Below are 24,101 nucleotides of genomic sequence, written 5' to 3'. Positions count from 1 at the left end.
CGTGTTCAGAAATCTGGCATCAGATGACGTAGAGGCATTGCTTTCGTTCTTTGGCTCGTTGACCGAACAGGATCGTTGTTTTTTTCACCCACATCTCTTCGATGCTAGAACAGCCCAAGGCATCTGCCACAATCCGGGAAAGGATGTTTTTGCGGCTGGCTTCCAGCATTCTGACGTAAAGGCCTACGGGATGTTGCGAGGATGGAATGACGGGTTTGAGGTGCCCCGGTTAGGTATTGCTACAGGTCCTTCGGCACGTGGCCAGGGATGGTCGGACGGAATGATGGACTACCTACATCAGGTGGCGCGTGACGCTGGTGCTTCACGGGTGGAACTCAAAGTGGACGTTCGCAACACAGCCGCAATAGCTTTGTACCGGCGTCATGGATACCAGTTCCCCGAAAAGTTTCAGAATTCACCTGACACCGTTGCCTGGAGATCTCTGTAGTGCGCGTGTGCATAGATGCGAGAGCCGGCGGCGGTTGGGCCGGTGGCGTAGAGATGCTGATCATAGGGCTTGCTCAGGGATTTTCACAGTTAACTGATGGAGATGAGCAGTACTTTTTTTTCACCAATCCAAACTCGGCTGATTGGCTGGAACCTTATCTGGGAGGGAATTGCCATTTGCTTCCGTCCCACCCTATGAAACCGAGTAAACAAAGGAATGTGTTTCAACGTAGCGCGGGGCGGGTTCGGTACTTCCTGCAGAAAACTCACGACAAGCGAGTGGCCAAAACCCTAGCTAGTCAGATGCGGGCGCCAGACGGTGTTTCGGGCAGCAACGGGCGTATCGAAGCGGCGAACATCGACATCGTGCACTTCACATTGCAGGAAGCCTTCGCCACTGAAGTTCCGTTCCTTTATCATCCGCATGATCTGCAGCACAGACACTTTCCAGAGTTCTTTAAGCCGGAAGAGATCGCTTGGCGGGACACTGTTTACAGATATTTCTGCGAGAAAGCACAACTGGTTTCGACCGTTTCATCATGGGTGAAGAAGGATGTAGTTGAAGCTTATGGGCTTTCTCAAAAGAAGGTTGCGGTTATTCCTTTTGCGCCACCGAACCTTGGCTACCAAGAGCCTTCTTCGTCGGATCTGGCGCAGACTGTGGATAAGTTTGCCTTGCCATCGAGCTTTGCATTTTATCCCGCCCAAACATGGCCTCACAAAAATCATATCCGTTTAATAGAGACCGCGGCTCGCGCAAAAGACAACGGAGCGTCTGACATCTATCTCGTGTTTAGCGGGCAAAGAAACGACCACTATCCGGCTATAGCTGCGAAGGTTGCCGAGCTCGGTATGGAAGAGAGGGTCAAGTTCGTTGGTTTCGTCTCGCCGATCGAATTGCAGAGTTTGTATCGGCTAGCTCGGTGTGTGGTTGTGCCATCACTACATGAAGCTGCTAGTTTTCCGATATGGGAGGCATTTGTTGCTGGAGTGCCCGTTTTATGTTCGTCGGTGACATCTTTGCCGGAACAGGTGGGGCCCGCTGCCGTTCTATTCGATCCTCTAAACACGGAGGAAATGAGTGATGCTTTGCTTCGAGTTTGGTCTGACGATGAACTCAGAAACGGGCTGATTGCCGAAGGGCATGAGCGTGTTCATCAATTGACTTGGTTAAGAACATGCAAACAATTCAGAGCTCACTATCGCGCGATCTTGAAAAAACCGCTAGTGAACGAAGACCGAGAGCTTCTATCGGCACCCGCAGTTCTTTGATCGCAGCAATTACATTGAATTTCGTATTTGCTAGGAGGCAATATTGCTAGGGAAGTAGTGTTAGGCTGACTGTTTCGCAATCCTCAGGATGCTTCCTTGCTCACTTCGGTCTTGGAGGAGCACAAAAAAGAAAAAACCAAGACCACTACTACTAAACTGAGGCTAGATTGCCATAGGAGCTTTTTTCGTCCATGCCTATTTCACCTTTGACCGGTAAGCCAGGCGAATTTCTATTTGAGGCCCAAGTCATTGGCCGCCATAAGGCGCAGTATTTTCTGGACCGGAGCTGTGGCTTTATCTGGGTAGACAATCCCGTTTGGCTGGAGGAAGCCTATAGCGATGCTATTGGACAGACTGACACAGGCATTCTGGTGCGCAACCTGAACAACATCCGTGGAGTCTCGCTGGCCATGCGATCCAATGGGCTGAGTGACGCACGCGGGGTCGATCTCGGCGGCGGCTATGGGCTACTGGTTCGCGGTTTGCGGGATGTTGGCTTGCACTTTCACTGGTCTGATCCCTATGCAGAAAATCTAATCGCCAAAGGGTTTGAGGCTGATGAAGACCCTTATTCCGTCGCCACCGCTTTTGAAGTACTGGAGCATTTGCCCAATCCGTTGCGTCACATCCAAGAAGCCCGTGACCAGTTCGGGTTCGACACTTTGTTTTTTTCGGCTACTTGTTTTGATCCGTCCAATATCCCGTCACGCGATTGGTGGTATTGGGCTTTTGAGGCTGGACAGCATATCAGCTTTTTCTCGGAAGCATGCTTGGATTTCATGGCTTCGCAGCTAGGGATGCGCAAGTTTCACCTAACTGGTGATATGTATGCGTTCACAAGTTTGGATAGTCTCCACTGGCCGAGGAAGTGGCAACGTAAGAGGCTGGAAAAAGCCCATAGAAAGTCCAGTCTTACCCAGCAGGACTTTACTGAAATGAAACAGCGAATGACCGAACACCAAAAACACTGAGGGGTTGATGAATAGGCCGTCTTAGCTATGCGCCTTACTCGGTTTCTTGCTCTAGCCGTTGCCGGGCGATCACTTCATTTCGTTCCGCCTTTTGCTGATCCTTCATACAGCGCTCGACGAAATCCAAATGCAGTTCCACCGCCATACGCGCTTCGGCAGGGTTGCGCGCCTGTAAGGCGGCGTTAATCGCTCGGTGTTGGTCGAGGATGGCTTCGCGGGTTGCGCGTTGCTGGAACATCATCTGGCGGTTGTAGAACACGCCCTGACGTAGCAGGTCATACATCGACCGCATCATATGGAGCATGATCACATTGTGGCTGGCCTCGATGATGGCCATGTGGAAGTCCGCGTCCAGTTGCGCCTCATCTTGGGTGGCGTTGCGGTCATGGGCGGCCTCCATCCGGTCAAAGATCGCTTGAACGACCTTCAGGTCACTGGTCGATCCCAGACGCGCGGCACGCTCGGCCGCCAGCCCCTCAAGGTCGCGGCGGAATGAGAGGTAGTCGAACACCGCTTCTTCATGGCTGCCAAACAACCGGATCAGCGCTGGCGAAAAGGCAGATCCTAGCACCTCGGCCACATAGATTCCTGACCCGGCTTTTGCGGTCAGAAGGCCCTGCTCCTGCAATTCGGCGATGGCGTCGCGCAGGGACGGGCGCGAGACTCCCATCCTGTCGGCCAGTTCTCGTTCTGACGGCAATCTCTCGCCGGGGCGTAGGATGCCACGCAGGATCAGCAGCTCGATCTGCCGGACCACTGCAATCGATAGCTTCTCGGTGTGAATTTTCTGAAAAGGCATAGGGTCGTCCGAAATTGGTCAAAACATATGACCACAGGGCGCGTGCGGGTTCAAGAACAGGGCTTCACATCGTGTGAAACATTAGGTCAGCATTATTGACTTTACTTAGTGTCTACATAGGCTGCGCGCATTGAGATCGGAGGAGCCCAATGACTACAAATCCGCTATTCGCCACTCGGACGCAGAACATGAAGGCATCCGAGATCAGGGAGTTGCTGAAACTGTTGGATCAGCCGGATATCATCTCATTTGCCGGTGGCATACCCGATCCTGCCCTGTTTCCGGCGGACGCGTTTACGCAGGCCTTTCAGACGGCCCTTGGTCCGGATCGACAAGCACAGGCGCTGCAATATTCGGTGAGCGAAGGATATGCGCCGCTGCGCCAATGGCTCGTCGACCACATGGCCTCGATCGGGGTCGCCTGTGACATGGACAATATCCTGATCACGTCGGGCTCGCAGCAGGCGCTGGACTATTTGGGCAAGCTGTTCTTGTCTCCGGGCGATACCGCCCTGGTTGACTGGCCGACCTATCTGGGTGCAATCTCCGCGTTCAATGCCTATGAGCCGCGTTTCGACCAGCTCAGCATTCCCGGCAATCAAGGGGCCGAGGAATATCGAAAGGCCGCAGGCGCGGGACGGATCAAATTCGCGTATCTCTCGCCGGACTTTTCCAATCCCACGGGTGAAACTGTCGATTTGCGTGGGCGCGAGGCGCTGCTGGATCTGGCCGCGGATCTGGACTGCGCGGTCATCGAAGATGGGGCCTATCAGGCCCTGCGCTATGACGGTGCGCCAATCCCTCCGATTCTGGCGCTAGAGCAAGTGCGGAAGGGGTCGATTGAGGACTGTCGGACGATCTATTGCGGCAGTTTCTCGAAGACACTGTCGCCGGGGTTGCGGGTTGGTTGGGTTGTGGCGGCCAAACCTATCATCTCGCAGCTGGTTCTGATGAAACAGGCGGCGGATCTGCATTCGGCCACGATCAACCAGATGGCCGTGCATCAGGTGGCGCAGGCCTGTTTCGAAAACCAGATCCCAAAAGTGCGGCAGACCTATCGCGCACGCCGCGATGCCATGCTGACGGCGTTGCATGCCCATATGCCCGACGGTGTCTCCTGGACCAGACCTGAAGGCGGGATGTTCGTGTGGCTGACGCTTCCCGCCGGGACCAGTGGTGCTGCGCTTTTGGCCCGAGCTCTGGATACGGTTAAAGTGGCCTTTGTTCCCGGTCAGGCGTTTTTCCCGGATGGCAGTGGTGAAAATACAATTCGGCTGAGTTTTTCAAACTCGGACGAGGACACCATCCGTGAGGGAATTCGACGCCTTGGGCAGGTCTTACGCGCAGGCGATTGGTAAAGCTTCGTTAACCATATCACCGTTAGAACGGCAGCATGATGCGCTTACTTCCTATCCTGCTGCTGGCTGCCTGTTCGGGTGGCTCGCCTCATTTCCGTGATATGCCTGCAACGCGGGTCGCGGTGAATGGCAGTGTCTTTGACGTGCGCGTGCGCGGCCCATTGGCCGAGGCGGTGCGGGTGAACTCTCAATACGCGCCGCGGCTGGGGCCGGTTCGCGACCGGGCAGCGCTGGCCATGGCGCAGGTCTCGGGCTGTCCGTTGATGGATGTGCTGGGGGATGCGGCGGTGACGGTGGGCGTGCTAGGCTGTGATCAGGAACTTGGGGAAAAGTTGATCTTTGGCGCGCTGCTTTTGCGTCCCTATGAATGCGTCAACTACAGTTATTCCGGCAGTTCCGGCTATCAGGTCTTCGAGTGTACGCCCTACTAGCGCGCGTCGCATTGCGCGTGAAACTGCCAAGATGTTGTGGATAACTCGGGTCCATCGCCCATATCCTGCGCATATCCGTTGACTCGGCCCCAATCCGTTGCGCAGACTTCTCTGTATTAGGAATCATGGGACAGGCCGCCTTTGCGCTTTAGCAAACTCAAACTGACCGGCTTCAAAAGCTTTGTTGATCCGACCGATCTGATCATTGCGGACGGATTGACCGGTGTGGTGGGTCCCAATGGCTGCGGCAAATCCAACCTTCTTGAAGCTCTGCGCTGGGTGATGGGCGAAAACCGTCCCAAATCCATGCGCGGCGGCGCGATGGAGGATGTGATATTCGCCGGGGCGGCCACGCGACCTGCGCGCAACTTTGCCGAGGTGGTCCTGACCATGGACAACTCGGAACGTCTGGCGCCTTCGGGCTTCAATGACAGCGACCAGTTGGAGATCATTCGCCGCATCACCCGCGATGTCGGCAGCGCCTACAAGACCAATGGCAAGGACGTGCGCGCCCGGGATGTGCAGATGCTGTTCGCCGATGCTTCGACCGGGGCGCATTCCCCTGCTTTGGTTGGGCAGAACCGCATTGCCGAGCTGATCAACGCCAAACCCCGCGCCCGCCGTCGCATTCTGGAAGAGGCTGCCGGAATCTCAGGCCTCTATCAACGGCGGCATGAGGCTGAGTTGAAGCTGAAAGGCACTGAGGCCAACCTGACCCGTGTCGATGATGTGCTGGAGCAGTTGGGTGGCCAACTTGCGCAATTGGCGCGTCAGGCCCGTCAGGCGGCGCGCTACCGCGAGATCGGAGAACAGTTGCGGCAGGCCGAGGGTATGCTGCTCTATCGGCGCTGGAAAGAGGCCGATATCGCCCGCCAGGTTGCCGAAGATAAGCTGCGCGACCGGATCACCGAAGCCTCACGCGCGGAGGCCGCCGCCCGCGAAGCCGCTGCCAAACGCGCGGAGATCGAGGAAACCTTGCCTCCCCTACGCGAAGAAGAGGCCATCGCAGCCGCCGTCCTGCAACGCCAGCAAGTGCAGCGCGATCAGCTCTCGGATCAGGAAACTCGCGCGCGCCAATCCATTGAAACGCTGACCAACCGCATTCAGCAACTTGGGAACGATATCGAACGCGAAACTGGTCTGAACCGCGATGCAGGCGAAATGATCGAGCGTTTGGAATGGGAAGCCCGCGAGCTGATCAAAGCCGCGGAAGGTCATGATGAGAAGGTTACCGAGGCAGCTGAGGTGGCGCGCGAAGCGGCCTCGATCCTGCAGGAACGCGAAGACCACCTGTCTCAACAGACCGAGGATATGGCCCGCCTGGTCGCGCGCCACCAGTCTGCGCAGCGCTTGGTTGAGGACAGTCGCAAGACTCTGGCCCGGTCCGAGGGCGAAGAGGAGAAAGCGCGGCTGGCGGTGGACGAAGCCAAGTCTGCCCTGACGCGCGCGGATGACGCTTTTGAAGCGGCGCAAGAAGGTGAAGAAGAGGCGCGGGAAGCTGCCGAAGCGGCCGAGGAAGCGCTGGCTGCCGCTGATGAGATGCGGACCGAGACGCAGGCGCGCGAGGCTGAGGCCCGGGCCCAACGGTCCGAGGCTGAGGGTGAGTTGGGGGCCATCAGGGCCGAAACCACCGCGCTCGCCAAGCTGGTCGAACGGGACACCGCCGAAGGCGGGCAGGTGCTGGACCTTCTGCGCGTCGCACCGGGCTTTGAAAAGGCGCTGGGGGCGGCTTTGGCCGACGATCTGCGCGCGCCCTTGGTTGAGGGCGATGGGCCATCAGGTTGGGTGCAGGTCGCGGGCTATGAAGCGGATCAGCCTCTGCCGGAAGGGGCCGAACCTTTGGCGCTGCATGTCTCGGGGCCGGATCGCCTCAGCCGCCGGATCGCGCAAATCGGCTTGGTTGATGCAGAGCTTGGCGCGCGGTTGCAGACGTCCTTGAAACCGGGTCAGCGGCTGGTGTCGCGATCCGGTGATCTGTGGCGCTGGGACGGATTCCGCGCCTGGGCCGAAGATGCACCCAGCGCAGCTGCCTTGCGGTTGGAGCAGTTGAACAAGCTGGAAGCTTTGAAACAGGAACTCGCCCGCACCGAGGCGCAGGCCGAAGGGGCCCGCGCAGCGCATGAGGCCCTGTCGCAGCAATTGGCCGATGTCACCGAAGCAGACCGCCGCGCGCGTGAGGCGCGCCGCGGGGCCGATCAGCGCATGGCCGAAGCCGCCCGCGCCTTGTCGCGCGCCGAGGCGGATCGCAATCTGGCGCAGGGCAAGCTGGAAACTCTGACCCTGTCTGTGGATCGCCACAAAGATGACGCCATGTCTGCCCGCGCGCAACTCCGTGAGGCCGAAGCCGCGCTGACCGAACTGGGCGACCTCGACAGTGCCCGCGCGCAGGTTGAAGACATCAAGCAAACGGTCGAAGCCGCGCGGATCACCATGCTGACCCACCGCTCGACCCATGATGAGTTGCGCCGCGAAGGTGAGGTTCGGACACGTCGCAGCCAGGAGGTGACGAAAGACCTCAGCGGGTGGAAGCACCGGTTGGAGACCGCCGAAAAGCGGATTTCCGAACTGGCCGACCGAAAGGAGGGGTCCGAGGAGGAACTCTCCGAGGCCATGGCTGCGCCCGCCGAGATCGCCGAGGCACGGGAAGAGCTGAACGAGATGATCGAAGCCGCCGAAGCCCGCCGGGCTGAGGCCGCCGATAAGCTTGCCGAGGCCGAAACCCAGCAGCGAGAGGTTGTCATGGCCGAGCGTGACGCGGAACGCTTGGCCTCAGAAGCGCGCGAAACCCGTGCGGCAGCAGAGGCGCGCTGTGATGCGGCCAAGGAAAGCGTCACCGCGGCGGCGGAACGGATTGCCGAGGATCAGCAGCTGACCCCGAACCAGTTACTGAACCAGTTGGACGTGAACCCGGATCAGATGCCCGCCGCCGACGCGCTTGAGGCAGAGGTCAACCGCCACAAACGCCAGCGCGACGCGATGGGTGCGGTGAACCTGAGGGCCGAAGAGGACAGCAAAGAGGTTCAGGAAGAGTTCGACACTCTGAACGGTGAAAAGGCTGATCTGGAAGAGGCGATCAAGGCCTTGCGCAGCGGTATTGCCAGCCTCAACCGCGAAGGGCGTGAGCGTCTTCTGACCGCGTTTGAACAGGTGAATTCGAACTTCGCGATGCTATTCAAGCACCTGTTCGGTGGCGGTGAAGCCAATCTGGTCATGGTCGAAAGCGACGATCCGCTGGATGCGGGGCTTGAAATCATGTGCCAACCTCCGGGCAAGAAACTCTCGACCCTGAGTCTGTTGTCGGGTGGAGAACAGACCCTGACAGCAACCGCGCTGATCTTTGGCGTCTTCCTCGCCAATCCCGCCCCGATCTGTGTGCTGGACGAGGTCGACGCGCCGCTGGACGACGCCAACGTCACCCGGTTCTGCGACCTGCTGGACGAGATGTGCCGCCAGACCGACACGCGGTTCCTGATCATCACCCACCACGCAGTAACTATGGCACGGATGGATCGGCTGTTCGGCGTGACCATGCAGGAACAGGGCGTCAGCCAGTTGGTGTCGGTCGATCTGAAAAAAGCCGAGCAGATGGTCGCCTGACCCCTCACTGCAACGTTATGCCTGTTTCACGACGCTTCGGGCTAGGGTGTCCGCATGATACGTTTTCTATTGCTCGCCCTGCTATCCGCCAGCCCGCTTTCTGCCGCCGAATGGGCGTTAAAGCCCGGTGATGCGCCTTTGACCCTTGAGGAACTGAACGGTCTGGCTGGGCGAACCTTGACTTTCTTTGACGACGGTCAGTCCAAATACTCCGCCGGAGGGGCCTATTCCTACACCTACGCCAGCGGAGAATCCGCCTTTGGCACCTATTCCATTGCCGAGGATGGCAGCGTTTGTATCGCCTATCGCAACGGGTTCAGCCGGTGTGACCTCTATGTGCGCAGGGGCGATCGGTTGATTCTGATCGATCAAAAGGGCGATCGGTATCCAGTTAGACCCGAAGCGCAATAGCTGTCTGTCGCTACTCACGCGCGATCAGAAAATCGGAATCCTCAACTCCTGACCGGGGAAAATCACATTCGGGTCGCTGATAAAATGCGCGTTTGCCCTTTGGATCACCGAGATCTGCCCAGCATTACCGTATTGCGATACAGAGATCGCGGTCAGAGTATCTCCGGGCGCGACGGTGTAGTTCCTATACCCGACATATCCCGGCAGAATGCGCGGACCGTAAAAGATCGGAACATGGACGGTCGGAATCCCGCCCTCACCACCGGCGCTGTCATCCTTGACCGTCAGGATCAGACGGTCGAGTTGGAAATTCGGATTGTCAGGGACTTCCAGCGTGGCCTGAAACTGGCGAAGCGCAATTGCCCCAGCCGTCGCGGCTCCAGTGAATTCCACATGACCTTCTGTGATCGAGATGGAAAGGTGTCCTTCAAAGCCAACGGCGTTGCCTGCGATCATGATTGTCTGGCCGACGATGTCGAAGGGTTGGGGCTGAAGTATTTCAATATTCATCAATGAACTCCTTCGCAATGGATAGGGAATCATACCCCGAACAGGTTCCCGCACAAAATCAGACCGGTGGAAAATGGCCCATCACGCGCCCTTGTTGACGTTCTTTTCAGCCAGTAGGGGGTGCTCCTTCTAGAGTCTGTTCAGTAAGTCAGGCGTAGGCCACGCATCAGCGGGCAGGCCCAACCGCTTCTGTTCTGCCTGCACTGCCGCTCTGGTACCGGCCCCTAAAATCCCGTCGATTTTGCCGACGTCATAGCCACGCGATTGCAGTTTGCTCTGCAATTGCTTCATCTGTGCGCCGTTCAGGCCTGCTGCCGGATTGCCCGCGTCATAGATCTGTGCGCCCTCTAGCCTTGTGCCGAAATAGGCTGCTGTCAGGACGTAGGTAAAACTTTGGTTCCATTCGAAATAGACGTCGAAATTTGGATAGGCCAGAAAGGCCGGCCCTTTGTGCCCCTGCGGCAGGATCAGCGAGGCAGGCAGGTTGGCCAGCGAGGCGCTACGGGCCTGCACACCCATTGCCTGCCAGTCAGACACTGCACGAGGTTTGCCCGGCCCGGACAGCGACCAGTCCATCTGCGCGGGCACTGTCACCTCTTGCAGCCAGGGCTGGCCCGGCTGCCAACCCAGATGGGATAGCATCTTACCCCCCGACATCAGCGCATCCGGGGCCGAGGTTTTTAGCGAGACCTTGCCGTCCCCATCCCCATCCACGCCGTTTTCCAGTATGTCGCGGGGCAGCATCTGAACCATGCCGATTTCTCCGGCCCAGGCGCCAGTAGTGCGGGCGGGGTCGAAATTTCCCTGACTGTACAGCTCGATGGCAGCGAAGATCTGGGGTCGGAACAGCTCGGGGCGGCGGCAGTCATGGGCCAGCGTGACCAGCGCGTTGCGGGTGTTGAAATCGCCCTGAAACGCGCCGTAGTCGGTTTCGAACGCCCAAAAGGCCAGCAGGACCCCGCGTGAGATACCATATTCGCGCTCGATCCGGTCGAAGACCGCGTCGTATTTCTGCGACATGGCCTTGCCCCGGTCGATCCGGTTCTGCGAGATCAGACGGCGCGAAAAGTCGATGAAGGGTTTCTGGAACACGCCCTGCGCACGGTCGGCTCTCAGAACGGCGTTGTCCTGCTGCACCCCTTTGAAAAAGGCGTTGACGGTGGATTTGTCGAACCCTTGCTGGACCGCTTCGGCCTTCAGCCCTTTGACGAAGGAATTGAACCCTCCGCCACATTGCGCAAAGGCGGGCGAGGCGAACAGGGCGGCGGCGAAGAGGCCGGACAGAAAGCGCATGGGGCGTCCTTTAGAAGATCACGTTGATCCCAACCCACACTGAGACGAGGCCAAGCGCAAGCCCCCAGACACGCCAGAGCATGTCGCATGCGCGGAAAACCTCTGCCGCGCCGATCTGACGGCGCGCATCGCCATTGACCCAGGCCAGGTCGCGCAACTGTCCGTCATAGCTGCGTGGTCCTGCCAGTGCGATGTCCAGCCCGCGGGCCATTGCAGCCTCGGGCCAGCCTGCATTGGGCGAGATATGTCGGTGGGCGTCCTGCAGGATATCTCTCCAGCGCGCCCATTGGCCCGATAACGCCACGATCATCAGGCAGGTCAGCCGCGCGGGGATCAGGTTCAGCAGGTCGTCGAACCGGGCCGAAGCCCATCCAAAATCCCGGTGTTTCTCGGTGCGATAGCCGATCATGCTGTCAGCGGTATTCACGGCCTTGTAGACCAGCAACCCCGGCAGGCCCGCCAATAGAAACCAGAAAGCGGGCGCGATAACGCCGTCGCTGAGATTCTCGGCCGCGCTTTCGATGGCGGACCGGGCGACCTGTTCCTCGGTCATGTCGCTTGTGTCTCGTGAGACGATCATGGCTACCTGCGCCCGCCCGTCAGCAAGCGAGGCGTGTAGCCCTTCGCCGACAGCGCGGACATGGGTCACAAGCGATTTCTGCGCCAACAGGATCGCACAGACCAGAATCTCCGCAACTCCGCCAAGCTGCGCCAGCACCCAGCCGACACCATAGGCCGCAATGACCAGTAGGAGCAGTGTGCAAACGCCCTTGGCACGCCGCGCTGCGCCGTGGTTCAGCCGCTTGTCCAGCCATCCAATGGCATTGCCGATCACCACCGCAGGGTGCCGGATGCGGGACCAGAGCCAGTCCGGCTCGCCCAACGCCGCGTCCAGACACATCGCGCAGACCAACAGAAAGGGTATGCTCACAGCGCGGCCTCCAGCCGATCCCACCCGTGTGCAGGAGGGAGGCCAACGCGCAGATAGCGTTGTGAATAGGGGAAGATGCGGCTCCAGATATGTGCCTGCGCCAAACGGTCTTGCCATAGGGCCGCATCCTCGACTTCGTAGAGGCGGAACAGGCTTGTGCCTCCGACCAGCCGCGCGCGTTTATCAATAACCATGGCGTCCAGCCGGGTGGTCTCGGCTTCCAGACGCATGCGGGTCTCGTTGGCCCAATCCGTGTCCTGCAGAGCTTGTGTTCCGACCCGCAAAGCAGGACCCGAGACAGCCCAAGGGCCGGTCAGGTCGTTCAGTCTGGCAATCAGGTCCGATGCACCGATGGCAAAGCCCAGCCGCATCCCGGCCAACCCCCAGAACTTACCAAAGCTTTTCAGAACGATCACGCCGGGCTGTCCGGCCAGATGGATCAACGAGGCACCGGGCATCACGTCGCAAAAGCTTTCGTCAATGATGGTCAAAGGCGCGGTGGCGTCGTTGGCTCGCCACACCCGGCCATCCGGGTTGTTCGGGTGTACGATTACGCGCGCATCAGCAGGGCCGGTTTCCTGCACCGACCAGCCTTGAGCCCGAAAGGCGGCGGCGTGTTCGTTATAGGTGGGCATCGTGATCTGGACCCGGCCTTGCGTCGCCAGTGCGGGAATGCGCGCGATCAGGGCCGAAGCTCCGGGCGCGGGCAGGATCGCCGCCTCCGCCGGGACATTCCAGAACTGGCGGGCGGCTGTGCTGAGGCGCTCGAACGCGCCATGATCGGGCAGTTCGGTCCAATCCGAGGGGTGCAGCCCTGCAATCGGGTAGGGATGCGGGTTGATGCCGGTGGACAGGTCGATCCAATCGCTGCGCGCGCCGCCATATAGCGCGATGGCCCCATCCAGACCGCCACCATGGTCGCGTTTCGCACGAGGATTCAATTCGGTATCGTTCATCCCAACGCATGCCCCAAATGTCGTATTCGCCCCGCTTCAAGCGGATTTTCGCCGTTTTGACAAGCAAATCCGCGTGATCAGGGCCGTCAGCAGGCGGAGTTAACACTTTGTTAAGGAAATGACGTGATCACGGGTCTTGGGGGTCGGCACCACTCACCACACCAAGTGCCGAGGTTGTAGTATGAAAGTTTTGATTGTTGAGAGTAACCCCGATCTGGGTCGGGTCTGGAAAAGGCATCTTGAACGGCAAGGTGCCGAGGTGACGCTTGTGGCTGGGCAAGAGGCCGCGATACTGGCGCTCTATGGCTCTGAGTTCGAGATTATCGTGCTGGATCTGGTTCTGGAAACCGGCAGCGCGCTGGCCGTTGCCGATTTCGCCAGCTACCGTCGCCCCGAGGCGCGGGTGATTTTTGTCACCAACACCACCTTCTTCTCGGACGGGTCGATCTTTGCCCACAGTCCCAATGCCTGTGCCTATGTGCAAAGCGGCACCCCGCCCGAGGATCTGGCGGCGATGGTAGAGCATTACGCGGCGGGGCGCTGATCCCGTCCGTGCGGTTCAAGATAGTCAAGCGTCGGGTTAACCGGGATGATCCGGTGCGGATTGATGCTGTCGTGACTGTAGTGATAGTGCCGCACGATATGGTTCATGTTCACGGTCTGCGCGACACCCGGCCATTGATATAGCTCACGCGTATAGGCCCAGAGGTTGGGGTAGTCGATCAGCCGGCGTTTGTTGCACTTGAAGTGCAGGTGATAGACCGGATCGAACCGGATCAGCGTGGTGAACAAACGCCAGTCGGCCTCGGTCACGCGGTCGCCCATCAGGTAGCGGTTCCGGGCCAGCCGGTCCTCGAGCCAATCCAGCGTCTCGAACAGTGGGTGGACGGCGGCGTCATATGCCTCTTGCGAGGTGGCAAAACCGGATTTGTAGACACCGTTGTTAACGTCTGAGTAGATCCGCGCGTTTACCTCTTCGATCTCATCCCGCATTGCCTCGGGCCAGTAGTCATCGCGGTTGCCCGTGATCTCGTTGAAGGCCGAGTTGAACATGCGGATGATTTCCGAGCTTTCGTTCGAGACAATCGTCTCCTGCTTTTTGTCCCACAGGATCGGCACCGTAACCCGACCGGAATAGGCGGGGTCGGCCTTGGTGTAGATCTGATGGGCGTAGTCCAGGCCGTAAAGATCATCTCCGGTCGCGCCGTGATCATCGGTTTCAAAACTCCAGCCCTTGTCCAGCATGTCCGGATGCACCACCGAAACCGAGATCAGATCGGTCAACCCTTTGAGCTCCCGAAAGATCAGCGTCCGATGGGCCCAAGGACAGGCGTGACTGACATAGAGGTGATAGCGCCCCGGTTCGGCCTTGAAGCCACCTTTGCCGGACGCGCCAGCGCTGCCATCAGCCGTCAGCCAATTGCGAAACTGAGCGGCGCTGCGCTTGAATGCGCCGCCGGTGGATTTCGTGTCATACCAGGTGTCGTGCCAGGTTCCGTCAACCAACAGGCCCATATCGCGTCCTCCGTATCTGCGTTTCGGCAAAGATAGGGTGCAGAACCCGGCCTTCCTATCACAGCCCGCGCGCATTCAGCCTGCACTTGCGCACATCACCGGCCTGAGATGTGCGCGCAACATCTGCGTGCGCTTTGATGTTATGTGTTCGGCTTCACTGGATTTTTACAGTTTTGCTCCCACAATAAGAGATATCGAAGGGGGGAAATTTGATGAGTACCTATGTTTCCAAGGAAATGAGCGCTGAGTTGGAGGCCGCGCGAATCGCCACTTTGAAAAAGACCAGCCGTTTGCGGGTGGAAATGGGCGACAATTACTTCAAAATTCTTAGATTGTGGAAGAATGGCTTTACAGTCGAGGCCGAGACCACGCCGCGTTTGCGCGGGTTAGTCGATATCCATGACGGTGCGAACCATTTGTATCAATGCCTGATCGTCGCGGACGAGGAAGAGGCAGGCGAAATGCGCTATGAGTTCAAGCGCAACACGGCGGCTTCCGACAAGGCGCCGCTGGATTTCTACCGCGCCCCGGATGCTCCGATTGCCCTGCTGGGGTACGAGGACTGAAGCGTTTTGCGTTTTACCTGAGGCTAGACCACCGAAAGGCGCGTTCGTCTGCAAGGAGAGGCGGCGTATGGCGCCCCAAATCAAAGGCAAAGCGACCTAGGGTCGAATTTCGACGGTCGTTCCGGTCGGAGTCAGGCTCCACAGCTTGGCCATCTCGTCATTGGACAAAGCGATGCAGCCCAGCGTCCAGTCTCCGGGCAGGGTGAGGCCGACAACGCCATTTGGTTGCCCGTGAATGAAGATATCTCCGCCGGGGTCTATGCCCTGCTGCTGTGCGCGGGCGATGTCTTCGGGTTGAGGGTAGTCGATCCCAAGTGACAGGAGAAACGCACTGTTCGGGTTGCGCCGGTCGATGCTGAACACCCCGACGGGCGTCTTACCGTCGCCTTCCTGCTCTTTGTCTCCTTCCGGCGCGAACCCCAGTGCGATCTCGGTTTGCAGTACGATGGCTCCGTCCAACGTCGCGGTTAGGCGGCGGGCAGATTTTTCGATCAGAATGTGGTCGATCTGTGCCGCGTCAGGCGCCATGGCAGGCGCGGGAGGGCGCGGCCTGTATCTCTGCCAGCCGATCCAGCCAAGGGCTGCGATCAGGACGACCAGCGTGATCCGGGCCAGCAGGCGCATCCGCTATTGCAGATCCCCGAACGCCTGCTTCAGCCGCGCGCAGGCCTCCTCGACGCGGGCGCGTTGGGTGGCAAGGTTGAAGCGTTCGAAAGTTTCGCCGCCCGTGCCAAATCCGGGGCCTGATGAGGTCGCGATCCGCGCGTCCTGACGCAGACGTCGAACAAACTCATCATGGCTCATCCCAGTGCCTGAGAAATCGACCCAGGCCAGATAGGTTGCCTTTAGGGGCATCGACCAAAGGCCGGGAATCTCGGCGATCGTGGCGTCAAACAGCTGGCGGTTTCCATCCAGATGCGCGACCTGAGCATCCACCCATTCCGCCCCTTCGGGCGTGTAGGCGGCGGTGATCATGGCCACGCCCAGGGCGCTTGGTTCATAGTCCAGCGTATCCAGCCGGTAGCGCATCGCTGCACGCAGCTTAGGGTCGGGGATAATCATGTTGCCGGTGCGCTGTCCCGCAATATTGAAGGTCTTCGACGCTGCCGTAAGTGTCACGGTCCAAGGCCGTGCCTCAGGTGCTGCGACATCCATCGGGACGAACTTCGCCCCCGGGTAAACCAGATCATGATGGATCTCATCCGAGACCAGAATCAGCCCGTTGCGCCCGGCGAATTCAGCCACCGAGCGCAGCTCCTCAGTCGTCCATACCCGGCCCGACGGGTTTTGCGGCGAACACCACAGCAGCAGCTTCTCCGACCCATCCAGACGCGACTGCGCGTCGTCCAGATCAATCGCGTAGCTGTCTCCCTCGCGCACCAGCGGGCATTCCACCACGCGGCGTCCGGATTTGTTCACCTTGTGGGCAAACTCATGGTAAACGGGTGTGAAGATCACAGCGCCATCGCCCGGTTCGCTCCAGACATCCAGACAGAGGGCGATTGCATTGCCCAAACCTTGTGAGGTCAACACCCAATCAGTGTCGATTTGCCAGTCATGACGGGTTTGCATCCACCACTGAACCGAAGCCAAGTATTCAGGGTGTTTCCACGAATAGCCAAAGACCCCATGTTCAGCGGCGCGGCGCACCGCATCAATCACGCAAGGCGCGGACTGATAGTCGGAATCTGCCGTCCACATCGCGAGCCCATCATCGGGGGATACGCCGTAGAGTTGCTCCACCTTGTCCCATTTTGAACTGTGGGTACCGCGGCGGTCGGTTGGGATATTGAAAGTCATGTCTGCTCCATCTGTCGAGGCGAAAGCTAACTACAAATCGGGCGGGTGCAAGGGGGGCGTTGCGGCGACGGGCTGTATGCCCTAAATCAGCCTCATGAAACGCACTATTCTGATCCATCCCGATCCTCGCCTGAAAAAGGTCTGCGCCCCGGTTGCCGATCTGACAGATGATCTGCGCAAGTTGGCCGATGACATGCTAGAGACCATGTATGATGCGCCCGGCATTGGTCTGGCCGCGCCGCAGATCGGAGTGCTGGATCGCCTGATCGTTCTCGATTGCGTCAAGGAAGAAGGCGAGGCCCCCCGTCCGCTGGTCATGTTCAACCCCGAGATCATCGCCTCGTCGGATGAGACCAATGTATACGAGGAAGGCTGCCTGTCGATCCCGGATCAATATGCAGAGGTCACGCGTCCGAAGGTCGTCGACGTGGCCTGGATGGACCAGAACGGTAACGCACAGCAGGAAACCTTTGATGGGCTCTGGGCCACCTGCGTGCAGCATGAGATCGACCACTTGGATGGCAAGCTTTTCATCGACTACCTCAAGCCGCTAAAACGGCAGATGATCACGCGCAAGATGCAAAAGCTCAAGCGCGAGAAGGCACGCACATGACCGTCCGCACCTGCCTGCCATGGCCGGACAAACGCTTGCGGACCAAGGCGGAGGATGTATCTGAGATCACCGATGAGATCCGCGCCATCTGGGACGATATGATCGACACGATGGAGGCGATGCCTGGTGTAGGCTTGGCCGCGCCTCAGATCGGGGTGATGCTGCGTCTGGCCGTTGTCGATGGCTCGGCCGAGCGCGGTCGGGTGATAAGACTGGCGAACCCGGAAATCCTGCACAGCTCGATCGAGTTGCGCGAACATGATGAGGCCAGCCCGAATCTGCCGGGCGTGTCGGCCAAGGTAAAGCGCCCTCGGGCCGTGACCGTCAAATTCCTGAACGAACAGGGCATCATTGACCGCCGCGATTTTGTGGGGATCGAGGCCACCAGCGTGCAGCACCAGATCGACCATCTGAACGGCCGGATGTATTTCGACCGCCTCAGCAAGGTCAAACGAGACATGCTGCTGCGCAAAGCCAAAAAACAGGGGTAGGTCGGGCTTCAGACCGGCACCCGGAAACCGTACCGGAGCGGAACATGCGACTAATTTTCATGGGTACGCCCGATTTCTCGGTCCCGGTATTGGATGCTCTGGTCGATGCGGGGCATGAGATCGCCGCCGTCTATTGCCAGCCCGCGCGCCCCGCTGGTCGGGGTAAGAAGGACCGCCCGACACCTGTGCATGCGCGGGCTGAGGCGTTGGGGCTAGAGGTCCGGCACCCAGTCTCGCTGAAATCGCCCGAAGAACAGGCCGCTTTCGCTGCATTGAACGCGGATGTGGCGGTGGTCGTCGCCTATGGCCTCCTTCTGCCGCAAGCCATTCTGGACGCACCCGCACAGGGTTGTCTGAATATCCATGCGAGCCTGTTGCCGCGCTGGCGCGGGGCCGCGCCGATCCATCGTGCGATCATGTCGGGCGACGCGGAAACCGGGATCTGCATCATGCAGATGGAGGCGGGTTTGGACACGGGCCCCGTCCTGATGCGTCAGGCCACGCCGATTGAACGTGAGGAAACCACCGCGCAGCTACACGACCGGCTCTCAACTATGGGGGGCGCGTTGATCACCGAAGCCTTGACCCAGCTGCCGGACCTCACCCCCCAGCCACAACCCGAAGAGGGCGTCACCTACGCCTCAAAGGTCGACAAATCCGAGGCGCGTATCGACTGGTCCCGACCCGCAGTTGAGGTCGACCGCCAGATCCGGGGCCTGTCGCCCTTCCCTGGCGCGTGGACCGAGATGGAGGGCGCCCGCCTAAAGCTGCTGGCTTCACGCGTGGCCGAGGGGCAGGGCGCTTCGGGAGAGGTCCTGACACCCGAATTGCATGTCGCCTGCGGGCAGGGCGCGGTTGAACTGTTGCGCTTGCAACGGGCAGGCAAAGGCGCGCAGGATAGGGAAACCTTTCTGCGGGGCTGGCCCATTCCGGTCGGCACCCGCTTGACGTCGGAGTAGAGACAGATGTTCATGGTCCTGATGGGCACCGTCGTGATTGCCGGGATAGTCGGCTACCTCTCTGAGAAGACGGAATTCACCCATAACGGTTACCTTCAATCCATCATCATCTGCGTCGGCGGCGCGTTCCTGTTCTACTTCGTCCGCATCATGTTTGGCATCAGCTTTGGCCCGCCTGGGCTGGACGCGGTTCTATCCTCAATCGGTGCGCTGATCATCGTGCCAACCCATTGGAGGCGATGACATGCCAGTTGTCGCCCTGATCGTGATCGGAGCCGCCGCAGGGTTCCTCGCCACCCGCCTGATGCGGATCGAGGCCGATATTCCCACTACCATGCTGATTGGTATCGTCGGTGCCTTGGTCGGCGGGTTCCTGTTGCGTGCACTGATCACCGTTTCCGGCTGGTTGTCCGGTTTTGTGGGGGCGGTGCTGGGCGCGTTGCTGGTGATCTGGATATGGCAGAGTTTAAAGCGCCGTTAAGGCTTGACCTTTCCCTTGGGTCGCCGCCAGATCAAGCCGAGTTTTCAAACAGGTGACCCATGTCTTATGATCTGAACGCTGGTGACGTAGCCCTGATGGGCGTTCCACTGGATTTGCATTCCTCGTTTCTGCAGGGTCCGGCCTTTGCGCCCGGTCGCATTCGCGAGGCGCTGCATTCCGGTGCGGCCAACCTGACGGCCGAGGATGGCACCGATCTAGGGGCCACGGATCGGTTCAAGGATACGGGTGATCTGGATGTGTTCGAGATGCGCGGGCAAGAGCCGATCGACCGGATCGAGGCCGGGGCCGCCGCACGGATCGAAACCGGCGCGCGGCTATTGTCTTTGGGCGGAGATCACTCGGTCGCTTTCCCGCTGATCAAGGCCCATGCCGAGCGGTACGAGGGGCTGAACATCCTGCATATCGACTCGCATCCCGACCTGTATGACACGCAGGATATCGGTCCTCTGGGTCATGGTTGCCCCTTCGCGCGGGTGATGGAGACCGGCAAGGTCAAACGTCTGGTGCAGGTCGGTATCCGCACCATGAACAAGCACCAAAAGGAGCAGGCGGACAAGTTCGGGGTCGAGGTGATCGACATGCGCAATTGGCGTCCTGATCTGGAGATTAGCTTTGACGGGCCGGTCTACTTGTCGCTGGATCTCGACGCGCTGGACCCGGCCTTTGCACCGGGTGTGTCACATCACGAACCCGGTGGGCTCAGCACGCGTGAAGTGATTGACCTGATCCATCGGTTCGAGGGGCAGTTGGTCGGTGCGGATATTGTCGAACTGAACCCCCATCGCGACCCCTATGGCATGACCGCAATGGTGGCCGCGAAATTCGTCAAAGAGATCGGCGCGCAGCTGTTGTCGCGCTGAATTCAGCGCGCATCGCAGGTTGAGGCTGACCCCAGCCGCGTCGCGCGCGTGGTGGCCATGTCGTAGCTGTTGGCCTCGGCGGCTGTCATCCAGTGCATTTCGTCCTCCGAGGCGACTTCTAGCGTGTACCAATAGAAATCCTCGGATACGCCGATATCGTCATAATAGTCCAGATATCGGTCGTGTTCGGGGTCGTCCTCGGGCAGTTCGGTGGCGATGATGCCCCCTCCGCCCCAACTATGAACGCCGACGCAGGCGCCGGGCTGCAAGGTGCGCCTGTTGCCCGCCAGAAAAAGGTCTGTCCCACCCGAGGCGACCATGCCATCAGACGGCACCACCGTGTCAAAACCCCGGTTGCGCACCTCGCGCGAGAAGATCACGTTAGCATCGTCATCCACCGATCCTTCGATGTTTTGCAGGACAAGCGTTTTGATCTGCGGGTTGTCGGCGGCCACCACTCGAAAGGCACCAAGGGTGGTGTGATCGATGGCTCCGGTGACAACGATCTCATCGCCTTGGGCTAAGAATTGCGTCGGGCGGTAGGGTTCCGCGCAAGCGACGAGGCAAAGCGCACTGGCGGCGAGCAAAGACAGGGCAGGTTTCACAAGCGGGCCTTAGGTTTGTTTCGGTGGTATACGCCCTATTGGCGCGGCGGGCGGGCTTTGTAGACAGGAAGCCTCCAACCAAAGATAAGCGATCCGGCGCGCAAGGCCCAGCAGGTCGCTGCACATAGCGCCAGAGCGGGCAGGCCCTCGAGCCCAAGCCGTGTCGCAACCACTGCCGTCAAGGCACCGGCAAACGTTGCTGAAACGTAAAGCTCTCCCTGCTTCAGCACCAGGGGGACCTCGTTGCAGACCACATCGCGCATCAATCCGCCCAGACATCCGGTGGTTACGCCCATCAGCACCACGATGGTGCCGGATTGATCCAGCGATAGCGCTGCTCCAGTTCCTGCAGCAACGGCTATGGACAAAGCGAAACTGTCCAGCCAGATCAGCCAGCTATAGCGGCTTTCGACCAGATGCGCGGTGAAGAACACCAGAACAGCGGCCCCGACCGCAATCAGGATATAGTCCGGCTGGCCGATCCAGAAGACGGGATGACGATCTAGCAGCAGGTCCCGCACGGTGCCGCCTCCGACCGCTGTCAGGCAGGCGATGAAGGCAAACCCGACCAGATCAAGCTGCGCCCGGCTGGCCACGAGCGCCCCAGTCAGCGCAAAGACCAGAACCGAGGCATAGTCCAGCAGGGCAAGCGCGCTCACTCCTGCGCCTTTGCGGGTTTGAACGGGGCCATGCCCGCGCGGGCCAGCTCATCTGCTTTTTCGTTTTCGGGATGACCTGCATGGCCTTTGACCCATTCCCATGTCACATCATGACGACCCTGCGCTTCGTCCAACCGCTGCCATAGGTCCACATTCTTGACGGGTTTCTTGTTTGAGGTTTTCCAACCGTTCCGCTTCCACCCGAAAATCCACCCCGTTACGCCGTTTTTCACATAGGCGCTGTCGGTAACAACGGTGATTTTGGAAGCGCGCTCCAGTGCCTCCAGCGCGCTGATCGCGGCCAGCAGTTCCATCCGGTTGTTGGTGGTCTCGGCCTCACCGCCCTTGAGTTCCCGTTCTTTCAGGACCGAGTCCCCCTGCATCGCGCGCAGCAGCACGCCCCAGCCACCGGGGCCGGGATTGCCGGAACAGGCACCATCGGTATAGGCAAAAAGCTCAGGCATGGGCGGCAAGCCCGATCCAGTCCGAGACCGAGCCATCCAGCCCGGTTCCGCTGCCAAGTCGTCGTGCGGTGACGGTAAAGCCCGCCTCTTGCAGATAAGTTTTCAAGTCTTCCTCGGAATAATAGCTGTAGAAGCGCCCCAATCGATCCGGCCCTTCACCCTGTCCCAGCTTCATGGCGATATAGAAGACGCCCTTGGGTTTCAACGCCCGGTGAATGGCCGCCAAATGCTTCGGGAAGTCCGCGCGTTTGGCGTGCAGTAGGCTGAAATTGGCCCAGATGCCGTCATAGTCTCCCTCGGCCCTGATATCCGAGAACGCCGCTTGGCGGGCGGAAACGCCAGGGTGAGCCGAGGCCAGCCGGACCATCTCGGCCGAGGCATCCATGGCCTCAACCTCTAGCCCCGCCTGCGCCATGATCACTGATGAGGCACCGGGACCGCAGCCCAGATCTAACACCTTTCCGCCCGTTGGTACCGCCTGAATGAAATGGGTCAGTTGCGGGTCCCCGGTGTTGGCTTCATCGGTCAGATCGGCATAGCGCGCGGCCTGTTCGTCATAGACAGAGATCGTCTCACGGTCGCTCATAGATACACTCCGACAGCCAAGCACAGCAGCACGATGGCCGTCAGCAGGATACGCAATCGCATCCACCAGCGTGGCGCGAGACCCCAATACCAGAACAGGGCGTCCAGCACCAAAAGCCCGGCAAAGCCGATCATCAGATTGGTGCCAGCGCTGATCGGCCCGCCGCCTGTCATGAAGAAGGCCCAAAGGGCGGGAAGGACCGACAGAGTATAGCCCACCGTCGCCTTGCTGCCCGAGGTCTTCGTGGCGAAGCCCCACAATACACCGGACATGAAACTCAGGATAACCGAGCCATAGAACAGCTGGATGTAAGGCCCAACGAAACGAGAGCCTAGCTCGCGCGTGCCCAGATCGTGCAGATCCGAATTCAGATAAGTCAGTGCCCCCCAAATGAACGGGATCAGCCCCGCCAACCCCAGATAGAGCGCGGATTTGGGGACGCCGTTCATGCCGATTGCCTGAGCACGCGGGGGACTTTGAACTCGACGTTTTCGATGGCGGTTTCCACGAGGTCGACGGTTACGTCGTAGTGATCGCTGAACGCGTCGATGACTTCATTAACCAGTACCTCGGGGGCTGAGGCCCCGGCAGTGATTGCAATGCTCGAAATTCCCTCAAGCGCGCGCCAGTCAATGTCGGTGGCGCGTTGAACCAACTGCGCATAGTTGCATCCGGCGCGCGAGGCGACCTCGACCAATCGCCGCGAGTTGGATGAGTTCGGTGCGCCCACCACCAGCAGCGCATCCGCTTTCGGCGCGACGGCTTTCACCGCCTCTTGCCGGTTGGTTGTGGCGTAGCAGATGTCTTCCTTGTGCGGGCCGACGATCTTGGGGAACCGCTCTTCAAGCGCCGCGATTATATCCTTGGTGTCATCAACCGACAGGGTGGTCTGGGTGACAAAGGCCAGCTGATCGGGATTGCGAACCTGAACCGTGGCGACATCTTCGACGGTTTCGACCAGCAGCACCTCGCCTTCGGGCAACTGCCCCATGGTGCCGATGGTCTCGGGGTGGCCTTTGTGGCCGATCATGATCATCTGGAGGCCATTGTCCGAATGGCGCTGCGCCTCGACATGGACCTTCGAGACCAGAGGGCAGGTGGCATCGACATAGATCATCTCGCGACGAGCGGCGGTGGCAGGTACGGATTTGGGGACCCCATGAGCCGAGAAGATTACCGGTCGGTCATCGGGGCATTCATCCAGTTCCTCGACAAACACGGCCCCTTTGGCGCGCAGCCCGTCGACCACGAATTTGTTGTGGACGATCTCATGCCGGACATAGACCGGAGCGCCCCATTTCTGCAGCGCCATCTCGACGATCTTGATGGCGCGGTCCACGCCCGCGCAGAACCCGCGCGGCGCGGCAAGGTACAAAGTCAATGGCGGCTTGGTCATGTCGCTGTCTCCTTGCGCCACAGGTAGGTCTTTTCACGGCCTTGGTCCAGACAGGGCGGCGTCATTGATCTGACATGAATCACTGATAGCCGTTAGGTGTTTCAGTACC

General features: G+C 59.6%; 30 protein-coding genes. 15 read left to right on the top strand and 15 right to left on the bottom strand.

The window, feature by feature from the left end:
- Positions 1-19: 19 nt before the first annotated feature.
- Positions 20-169: a hypothetical protein gene (locus ACR0C3_RS21880; protein WP_480760561.1), complete on the bottom strand. Its 150-nt coding sequence runs from the start codon at positions 167-169 to the stop codon at positions 20-22.
- Here ACR0C3_RS21880 and ACR0C3_RS21875 point away from each other — a divergent pair.
- From ACR0C3_RS21875 to ACR0C3_RS21865, 3 genes are all read left to right on the top strand, one after another.
- Complete coding sequence (locus tag ACR0C3_RS21875; RefSeq protein WP_480760558.1) at positions 122-448, top strand: GNAT family N-acetyltransferase; 327 nt, start codon at positions 122-124, stop codon at positions 446-448. The genes ACR0C3_RS21880 and ACR0C3_RS21875 overlap by 48 nt on opposite strands.
- A 53-nt stretch (positions 449-501) precedes the next feature.
- Positions 502-1,719 (top strand): glycosyltransferase family 4 protein, encoded by a 1,218-nt coding sequence (locus ACR0C3_RS21870; protein WP_480760523.1) that lies wholly within the window; start codon positions 502-504, stop codon positions 1,717-1,719.
- Between the two features lie 191 nt (positions 1,720-1,910).
- Positions 1,911-2,690: a class I SAM-dependent methyltransferase gene (locus ACR0C3_RS21865; protein WP_480760522.1), complete on the top strand. Its 780-nt coding sequence runs from the start codon at positions 1,911-1,913 to the stop codon at positions 2,688-2,690.
- A gap of 34 nt (positions 2,691-2,724) precedes the next feature.
- On the opposite strand, the gene ACR0C3_RS21860 is transcribed toward ACR0C3_RS21865, so the two are convergent.
- Positions 2,725-3,489 carry a FadR/GntR family transcriptional regulator gene (locus ACR0C3_RS21860; protein ID WP_480760521.1) on the bottom strand — a complete coding sequence of 255 codons (765 nt, stop codon included), beginning with the start codon at positions 3,487-3,489 and terminating at the stop codon, positions 2,725-2,727.
- A gap of 149 nt (positions 3,490-3,638) precedes the next feature.
- Here ACR0C3_RS21860 and ACR0C3_RS21855 point away from each other — a divergent pair, with 149 nt between their 5' ends.
- The 4 genes from ACR0C3_RS21855 to ACR0C3_RS21840 all read left to right on the top strand — a co-directional run bounded on the left by ACR0C3_RS21855 (position 3,639) and on the right by ACR0C3_RS21840 (position 9,286).
- Positions 3,639-4,847, top strand: coding sequence for an aminotransferase-like domain-containing protein (locus tag ACR0C3_RS21855; protein WP_480760520.1), 1,209 nt, complete (start codon positions 3,639-3,641; stop codon positions 4,845-4,847).
- Positions 4,848-4,885: 38 nt separating this feature from the next.
- Entirely contained in the window at positions 4,886-5,278 is a 393-nt protein-coding gene (locus tag ACR0C3_RS21850) for a hypothetical protein (RefSeq protein WP_480760518.1), read from the top strand.
- A 141-nt stretch (positions 5,279-5,419) separates the two neighbouring features.
- Positions 5,420-8,875, top strand: a complete 3,456-nt coding sequence (locus tag ACR0C3_RS21845) for a chromosome segregation SMC family protein (RefSeq protein ID WP_480760517.1) — start codon at positions 5,420-5,422, stop codon at positions 8,873-8,875.
- A 54-nt stretch (positions 8,876-8,929) separates the two neighbouring features.
- Complete coding sequence (locus ACR0C3_RS21840; protein ID WP_480760516.1) at positions 8,930-9,286, top strand: hypothetical protein; 357 nt, start codon at positions 8,930-8,932, stop codon at positions 9,284-9,286.
- Between the two features lie 24 nt (positions 9,287-9,310).
- On the opposite strand, the gene ACR0C3_RS21835 is transcribed toward ACR0C3_RS21840, so the two are convergent.
- The 4 genes from ACR0C3_RS21835 to cobD form a co-directional block, all read right to left on the bottom strand.
- A complete protein-coding gene (locus tag ACR0C3_RS21835; RefSeq protein ID WP_480760515.1) occupies positions 9,311-9,796 on the bottom strand; it encodes a LysM peptidoglycan-binding domain-containing protein in 486 nt (161 codons plus the stop codon).
- 129 nt (positions 9,797-9,925) lie between these two features.
- Positions 9,926-11,089, bottom strand: coding sequence for a lytic murein transglycosylase (locus tag ACR0C3_RS21830; protein ID WP_480760513.1), 1,164 nt, complete (start codon positions 11,087-11,089; stop codon positions 9,926-9,928).
- 10 nt (positions 11,090-11,099) lie between these two features.
- Positions 11,100-12,020: an adenosylcobinamide-phosphate synthase CbiB gene (gene cbiB, locus ACR0C3_RS21825; protein ID WP_480760512.1), complete on the bottom strand. Its 921-nt coding sequence runs from the start codon at positions 12,018-12,020 to the stop codon at positions 11,100-11,102.
- The gene (gene cobD / locus ACR0C3_RS21820; protein WP_480760510.1) at positions 12,017-12,976 is read right to left on the bottom strand and encodes a threonine-phosphate decarboxylase CobD; all 960 of its coding nucleotides are present in this window, start codon (positions 12,974-12,976) and stop codon (positions 12,017-12,019) included. Before cobD ends, cbiB begins: the two co-directional genes overlap by 4 nt.
- Positions 12,977-13,157: 181 nt before the next feature.
- Between cobD and ACR0C3_RS21815 the strand changes: the two genes are divergently transcribed.
- On the top strand, positions 13,158-13,520 hold the full coding sequence (locus tag ACR0C3_RS21815; protein ID WP_170556374.1) for a response regulator transcription factor: 363 nt from the start codon (positions 13,158-13,160) through the stop codon (positions 13,518-13,520).
- On the opposite strand, the gene ACR0C3_RS21810 is transcribed toward ACR0C3_RS21815, so the two are convergent.
- The gene (locus ACR0C3_RS21810; RefSeq protein ID WP_480760509.1) at positions 13,502-14,491 is read right to left on the bottom strand and encodes a glutathione S-transferase family protein; all 990 of its coding nucleotides are present in this window, start codon (positions 14,489-14,491) and stop codon (positions 13,502-13,504) included. The two genes, ACR0C3_RS21815 and ACR0C3_RS21810, sit on opposite strands and share 19 nt — an antisense overlap.
- A 212-nt stretch (positions 14,492-14,703) precedes the next feature.
- Here ACR0C3_RS21810 and ACR0C3_RS21805 point away from each other — a divergent pair, with 212 nt between their 5' ends.
- Entirely contained in the window at positions 14,704-15,057 is a 354-nt protein-coding gene (locus ACR0C3_RS21805) for a hypothetical protein (RefSeq protein WP_170494124.1), read from the top strand.
- Between the two features lie 96 nt (positions 15,058-15,153).
- Here the strand turns inward: ACR0C3_RS21805 and ACR0C3_RS21800 are convergent, their stop codons facing one another.
- Positions 15,154-15,681 carry a L,D-transpeptidase family protein gene (locus ACR0C3_RS21800; protein ID WP_480760508.1) on the bottom strand — a complete coding sequence of 176 codons (528 nt, stop codon included), beginning with the start codon at positions 15,679-15,681 and terminating at the stop codon, positions 15,154-15,156.
- Positions 15,682-15,684: 3 nt separating this feature from the next.
- A complete protein-coding gene (locus ACR0C3_RS21795) occupies positions 15,685-16,857 on the bottom strand; it encodes a MalY/PatB family protein (RefSeq protein ID WP_480760507.1) in 1,173 nt (390 codons plus the stop codon).
- Between the two features lie 94 nt (positions 16,858-16,951).
- On the opposite strand from ACR0C3_RS21795, the gene def (ACR0C3_RS21790) reads away from it, so the two are divergent.
- From def (ACR0C3_RS21790) to speB, 6 genes are read left to right on the top strand one after another with little or no spacing between them, the layout of a single operon-like run.
- Positions 16,952-17,470: a peptide deformylase gene (gene def, locus ACR0C3_RS21790; protein ID WP_170474170.1), complete on the top strand. Its 519-nt coding sequence runs from the start codon at positions 16,952-16,954 to the stop codon at positions 17,468-17,470.
- Positions 17,467-17,961: a peptide deformylase gene (gene def / locus ACR0C3_RS21785; RefSeq protein ID WP_480527825.1), complete on the top strand. Its 495-nt coding sequence runs from the start codon at positions 17,467-17,469 to the stop codon at positions 17,959-17,961. Before def (ACR0C3_RS21790) ends, def (ACR0C3_RS21785) begins: the two co-directional genes overlap by 4 nt.
- Before the next feature lie 44 nt (positions 17,962-18,005).
- The gene (gene fmt, locus ACR0C3_RS21780) at positions 18,006-18,920 is read left to right on the top strand and encodes a methionyl-tRNA formyltransferase (RefSeq protein WP_480760506.1); all 915 of its coding nucleotides are present in this window, start codon (positions 18,006-18,008) and stop codon (positions 18,918-18,920) included.
- A gap of 6 nt (positions 18,921-18,926) precedes the next feature.
- Positions 18,927-19,163, top strand: coding sequence for a hypothetical protein (locus ACR0C3_RS21775; protein WP_170380460.1), 237 nt, complete (start codon positions 18,927-18,929; stop codon positions 19,161-19,163).
- 1 nt (position 19,164) lies between these two features.
- Positions 19,165-19,401, top strand: coding sequence for a GlsB/YeaQ/YmgE family stress response membrane protein (locus ACR0C3_RS21770; protein WP_170380459.1), 237 nt, complete (start codon positions 19,165-19,167; stop codon positions 19,399-19,401).
- Between the two features lie 59 nt (positions 19,402-19,460).
- Positions 19,461-20,282, top strand: coding sequence for an agmatinase (speB, locus tag ACR0C3_RS21765; protein WP_480760504.1), 822 nt, complete (start codon positions 19,461-19,463; stop codon positions 20,280-20,282).
- Between the two features lie 2 nt (positions 20,283-20,284).
- Here speB and ACR0C3_RS21760 read toward each other — a convergent pair whose 3' ends face one another.
- Genes ACR0C3_RS21760 through ispH form a run of 6 tightly spaced genes read right to left on the bottom strand, consistent with a single transcriptional unit; the run spans position 20,285 to position 23,992 of the window.
- Positions 20,285-20,887: a COG3904 family protein gene (locus ACR0C3_RS21760; RefSeq protein ID WP_480760503.1), complete on the bottom strand. Its 603-nt coding sequence runs from the start codon at positions 20,885-20,887 to the stop codon at positions 20,285-20,287.
- Between the two features lie 35 nt (positions 20,888-20,922).
- Positions 20,923-21,546 carry a trimeric intracellular cation channel family protein gene (locus tag ACR0C3_RS21755; protein WP_480760501.1) on the bottom strand — a complete coding sequence of 208 codons (624 nt, stop codon included), beginning with the start codon at positions 21,544-21,546 and terminating at the stop codon, positions 20,923-20,925.
- The gene (rnhA, locus tag ACR0C3_RS21750) at positions 21,543-22,010 is read right to left on the bottom strand and encodes a ribonuclease HI (protein WP_170380455.1); all 468 of its coding nucleotides are present in this window, start codon (positions 22,008-22,010) and stop codon (positions 21,543-21,545) included. The genes ACR0C3_RS21755 and rnhA overlap by 4 nt, the downstream gene beginning before the upstream one ends.
- The gene (locus ACR0C3_RS21745; RefSeq protein ID WP_480760499.1) at positions 22,003-22,596 is read right to left on the bottom strand and encodes a class I SAM-dependent DNA methyltransferase; all 594 of its coding nucleotides are present in this window, start codon (positions 22,594-22,596) and stop codon (positions 22,003-22,005) included. Before ACR0C3_RS21745 ends, rnhA begins: the two co-directional genes overlap by 8 nt.
- Positions 22,593-23,045, bottom strand: a complete 453-nt coding sequence (locus ACR0C3_RS21740) for a DUF3429 domain-containing protein (RefSeq protein WP_170474146.1) — start codon at positions 23,043-23,045, stop codon at positions 22,593-22,595. The genes ACR0C3_RS21745 and ACR0C3_RS21740 overlap by 4 nt, the downstream gene beginning before the upstream one ends.
- Positions 23,042-23,992: a 4-hydroxy-3-methylbut-2-enyl diphosphate reductase gene (gene ispH / locus ACR0C3_RS21735; RefSeq protein WP_480760497.1), complete on the bottom strand. Its 951-nt coding sequence runs from the start codon at positions 23,990-23,992 to the stop codon at positions 23,042-23,044. The genes ACR0C3_RS21740 and ispH overlap by 4 nt, the downstream gene beginning before the upstream one ends.
- Positions 23,993-24,101: the final 109 nt, after the last annotated feature.

It is taken from the genome of Ruegeria sp. CK3, from assembly GCF_056536565.1.
The sequence above is the reverse complement of the archived record's forward strand: the minus strand, read 5'-3'. Positions and strand labels throughout refer to the sequence as shown.

Excerpts from the sequence above, each read along its gene's own strand:
- ACR0C3_RS21860 (WP_480760521.1), bottom strand. The coding sequence starts at position 3,489 with ATGCCTTTTCAGAAAATTCACACCGAGAAGCTATCGATTGCAGTGGTC.
- ACR0C3_RS21880 (WP_480760561.1), bottom strand. The coding sequence starts at position 169 with ATGCTGGAAGCCAGCCGCAAAAACATCCTTTCCCGGATTGTGGCAGAT.
- rnhA (WP_170380455.1), bottom strand. The coding sequence starts at position 22,010 with ATGCCTGAGCTTTTTGCCTATACCGATGGTGCCTGTTCCGGCAATCCC.
- ACR0C3_RS21830 (WP_480760513.1), bottom strand. The coding sequence starts at position 11,089 with ATGCGCTTTCTGTCCGGCCTCTTCGCCGCCGCCCTGTTCGCCTCGCCC.
- ACR0C3_RS21870 (WP_480760523.1), top strand. The coding sequence starts at position 502 with ATGCTGATCATAGGGCTTGCTCAGGGATTTTCACAGTTAACTGATGGA.
- ispH (WP_480760497.1), bottom strand. The coding sequence starts at position 23,992 with ATGACCAAGCCGCCATTGACTTTGTACCTTGCCGCGCCGCGCGGGTTC.
- ACR0C3_RS21840 (WP_480760516.1), top strand. The coding sequence starts at position 8,930 with ATGATACGTTTTCTATTGCTCGCCCTGCTATCCGCCAGCCCGCTTTCT.
- ACR0C3_RS21770 (WP_170380459.1), top strand. The coding sequence starts at position 19,165 with ATGCCAGTTGTCGCCCTGATCGTGATCGGAGCCGCCGCAGGGTTCCTC.
- ACR0C3_RS21775 (WP_170380460.1), top strand. The coding sequence starts at position 18,927 with ATGTTCATGGTCCTGATGGGCACCGTCGTGATTGCCGGGATAGTCGGC.
- cobD (WP_480760510.1), bottom strand. The coding sequence starts at position 12,976 with ATGAACGATACCGAATTGAATCCTCGTGCGAAACGCGACCATGGTGGC.
- fmt (WP_480760506.1), top strand. The coding sequence starts at position 18,006 with ATGCGACTAATTTTCATGGGTACGCCCGATTTCTCGGTCCCGGTATTG.
- ACR0C3_RS21835 (WP_480760515.1), bottom strand. The coding sequence starts at position 9,796 with ATGAATATTGAAATACTTCAGCCCCAACCCTTCGACATCGTCGGCCAG.
- ACR0C3_RS21740 (WP_170474146.1), bottom strand. The coding sequence starts at position 23,045 with ATGAACGGCGTCCCCAAATCCGCGCTCTATCTGGGGTTGGCGGGGCTG.
- ACR0C3_RS21795 (WP_480760507.1), bottom strand. The coding sequence starts at position 16,857 with ATGACTTTCAATATCCCAACCGACCGCCGCGGTACCCACAGTTCAAAA.
- ACR0C3_RS21810 (WP_480760509.1), bottom strand. The coding sequence starts at position 14,491 with ATGGGCCTGTTGGTTGACGGAACCTGGCACGACACCTGGTATGACACG.
- ACR0C3_RS21800 (WP_480760508.1), bottom strand. The coding sequence starts at position 15,681 with ATGCGCCTGCTGGCCCGGATCACGCTGGTCGTCCTGATCGCAGCCCTT.
- def (WP_480527825.1), top strand. The coding sequence starts at position 17,467 with ATGACCGTCCGCACCTGCCTGCCATGGCCGGACAAACGCTTGCGGACC.
- ACR0C3_RS21815 (WP_170556374.1), top strand. The coding sequence starts at position 13,158 with ATGAAAGTTTTGATTGTTGAGAGTAACCCCGATCTGGGTCGGGTCTGG.
- ACR0C3_RS21805 (WP_170494124.1), top strand. The coding sequence starts at position 14,704 with ATGAGTACCTATGTTTCCAAGGAAATGAGCGCTGAGTTGGAGGCCGCG.
- def (WP_170474170.1), top strand. The coding sequence starts at position 16,952 with ATGAAACGCACTATTCTGATCCATCCCGATCCTCGCCTGAAAAAGGTC.
- speB (WP_480760504.1), top strand. The coding sequence starts at position 19,461 with ATGTCTTATGATCTGAACGCTGGTGACGTAGCCCTGATGGGCGTTCCA.
- ACR0C3_RS21865 (WP_480760522.1), top strand. The coding sequence starts at position 1,911 with ATGCCTATTTCACCTTTGACCGGTAAGCCAGGCGAATTTCTATTTGAG.
- ACR0C3_RS21745 (WP_480760499.1), bottom strand. The coding sequence starts at position 22,596 with ATGAGCGACCGTGAGACGATCTCTGTCTATGACGAACAGGCCGCGCGC.
- ACR0C3_RS21850 (WP_480760518.1), top strand. The coding sequence starts at position 4,886 with ATGCGCTTACTTCCTATCCTGCTGCTGGCTGCCTGTTCGGGTGGCTCG.
- ACR0C3_RS21855 (WP_480760520.1), top strand. The coding sequence starts at position 3,639 with ATGACTACAAATCCGCTATTCGCCACTCGGACGCAGAACATGAAGGCA.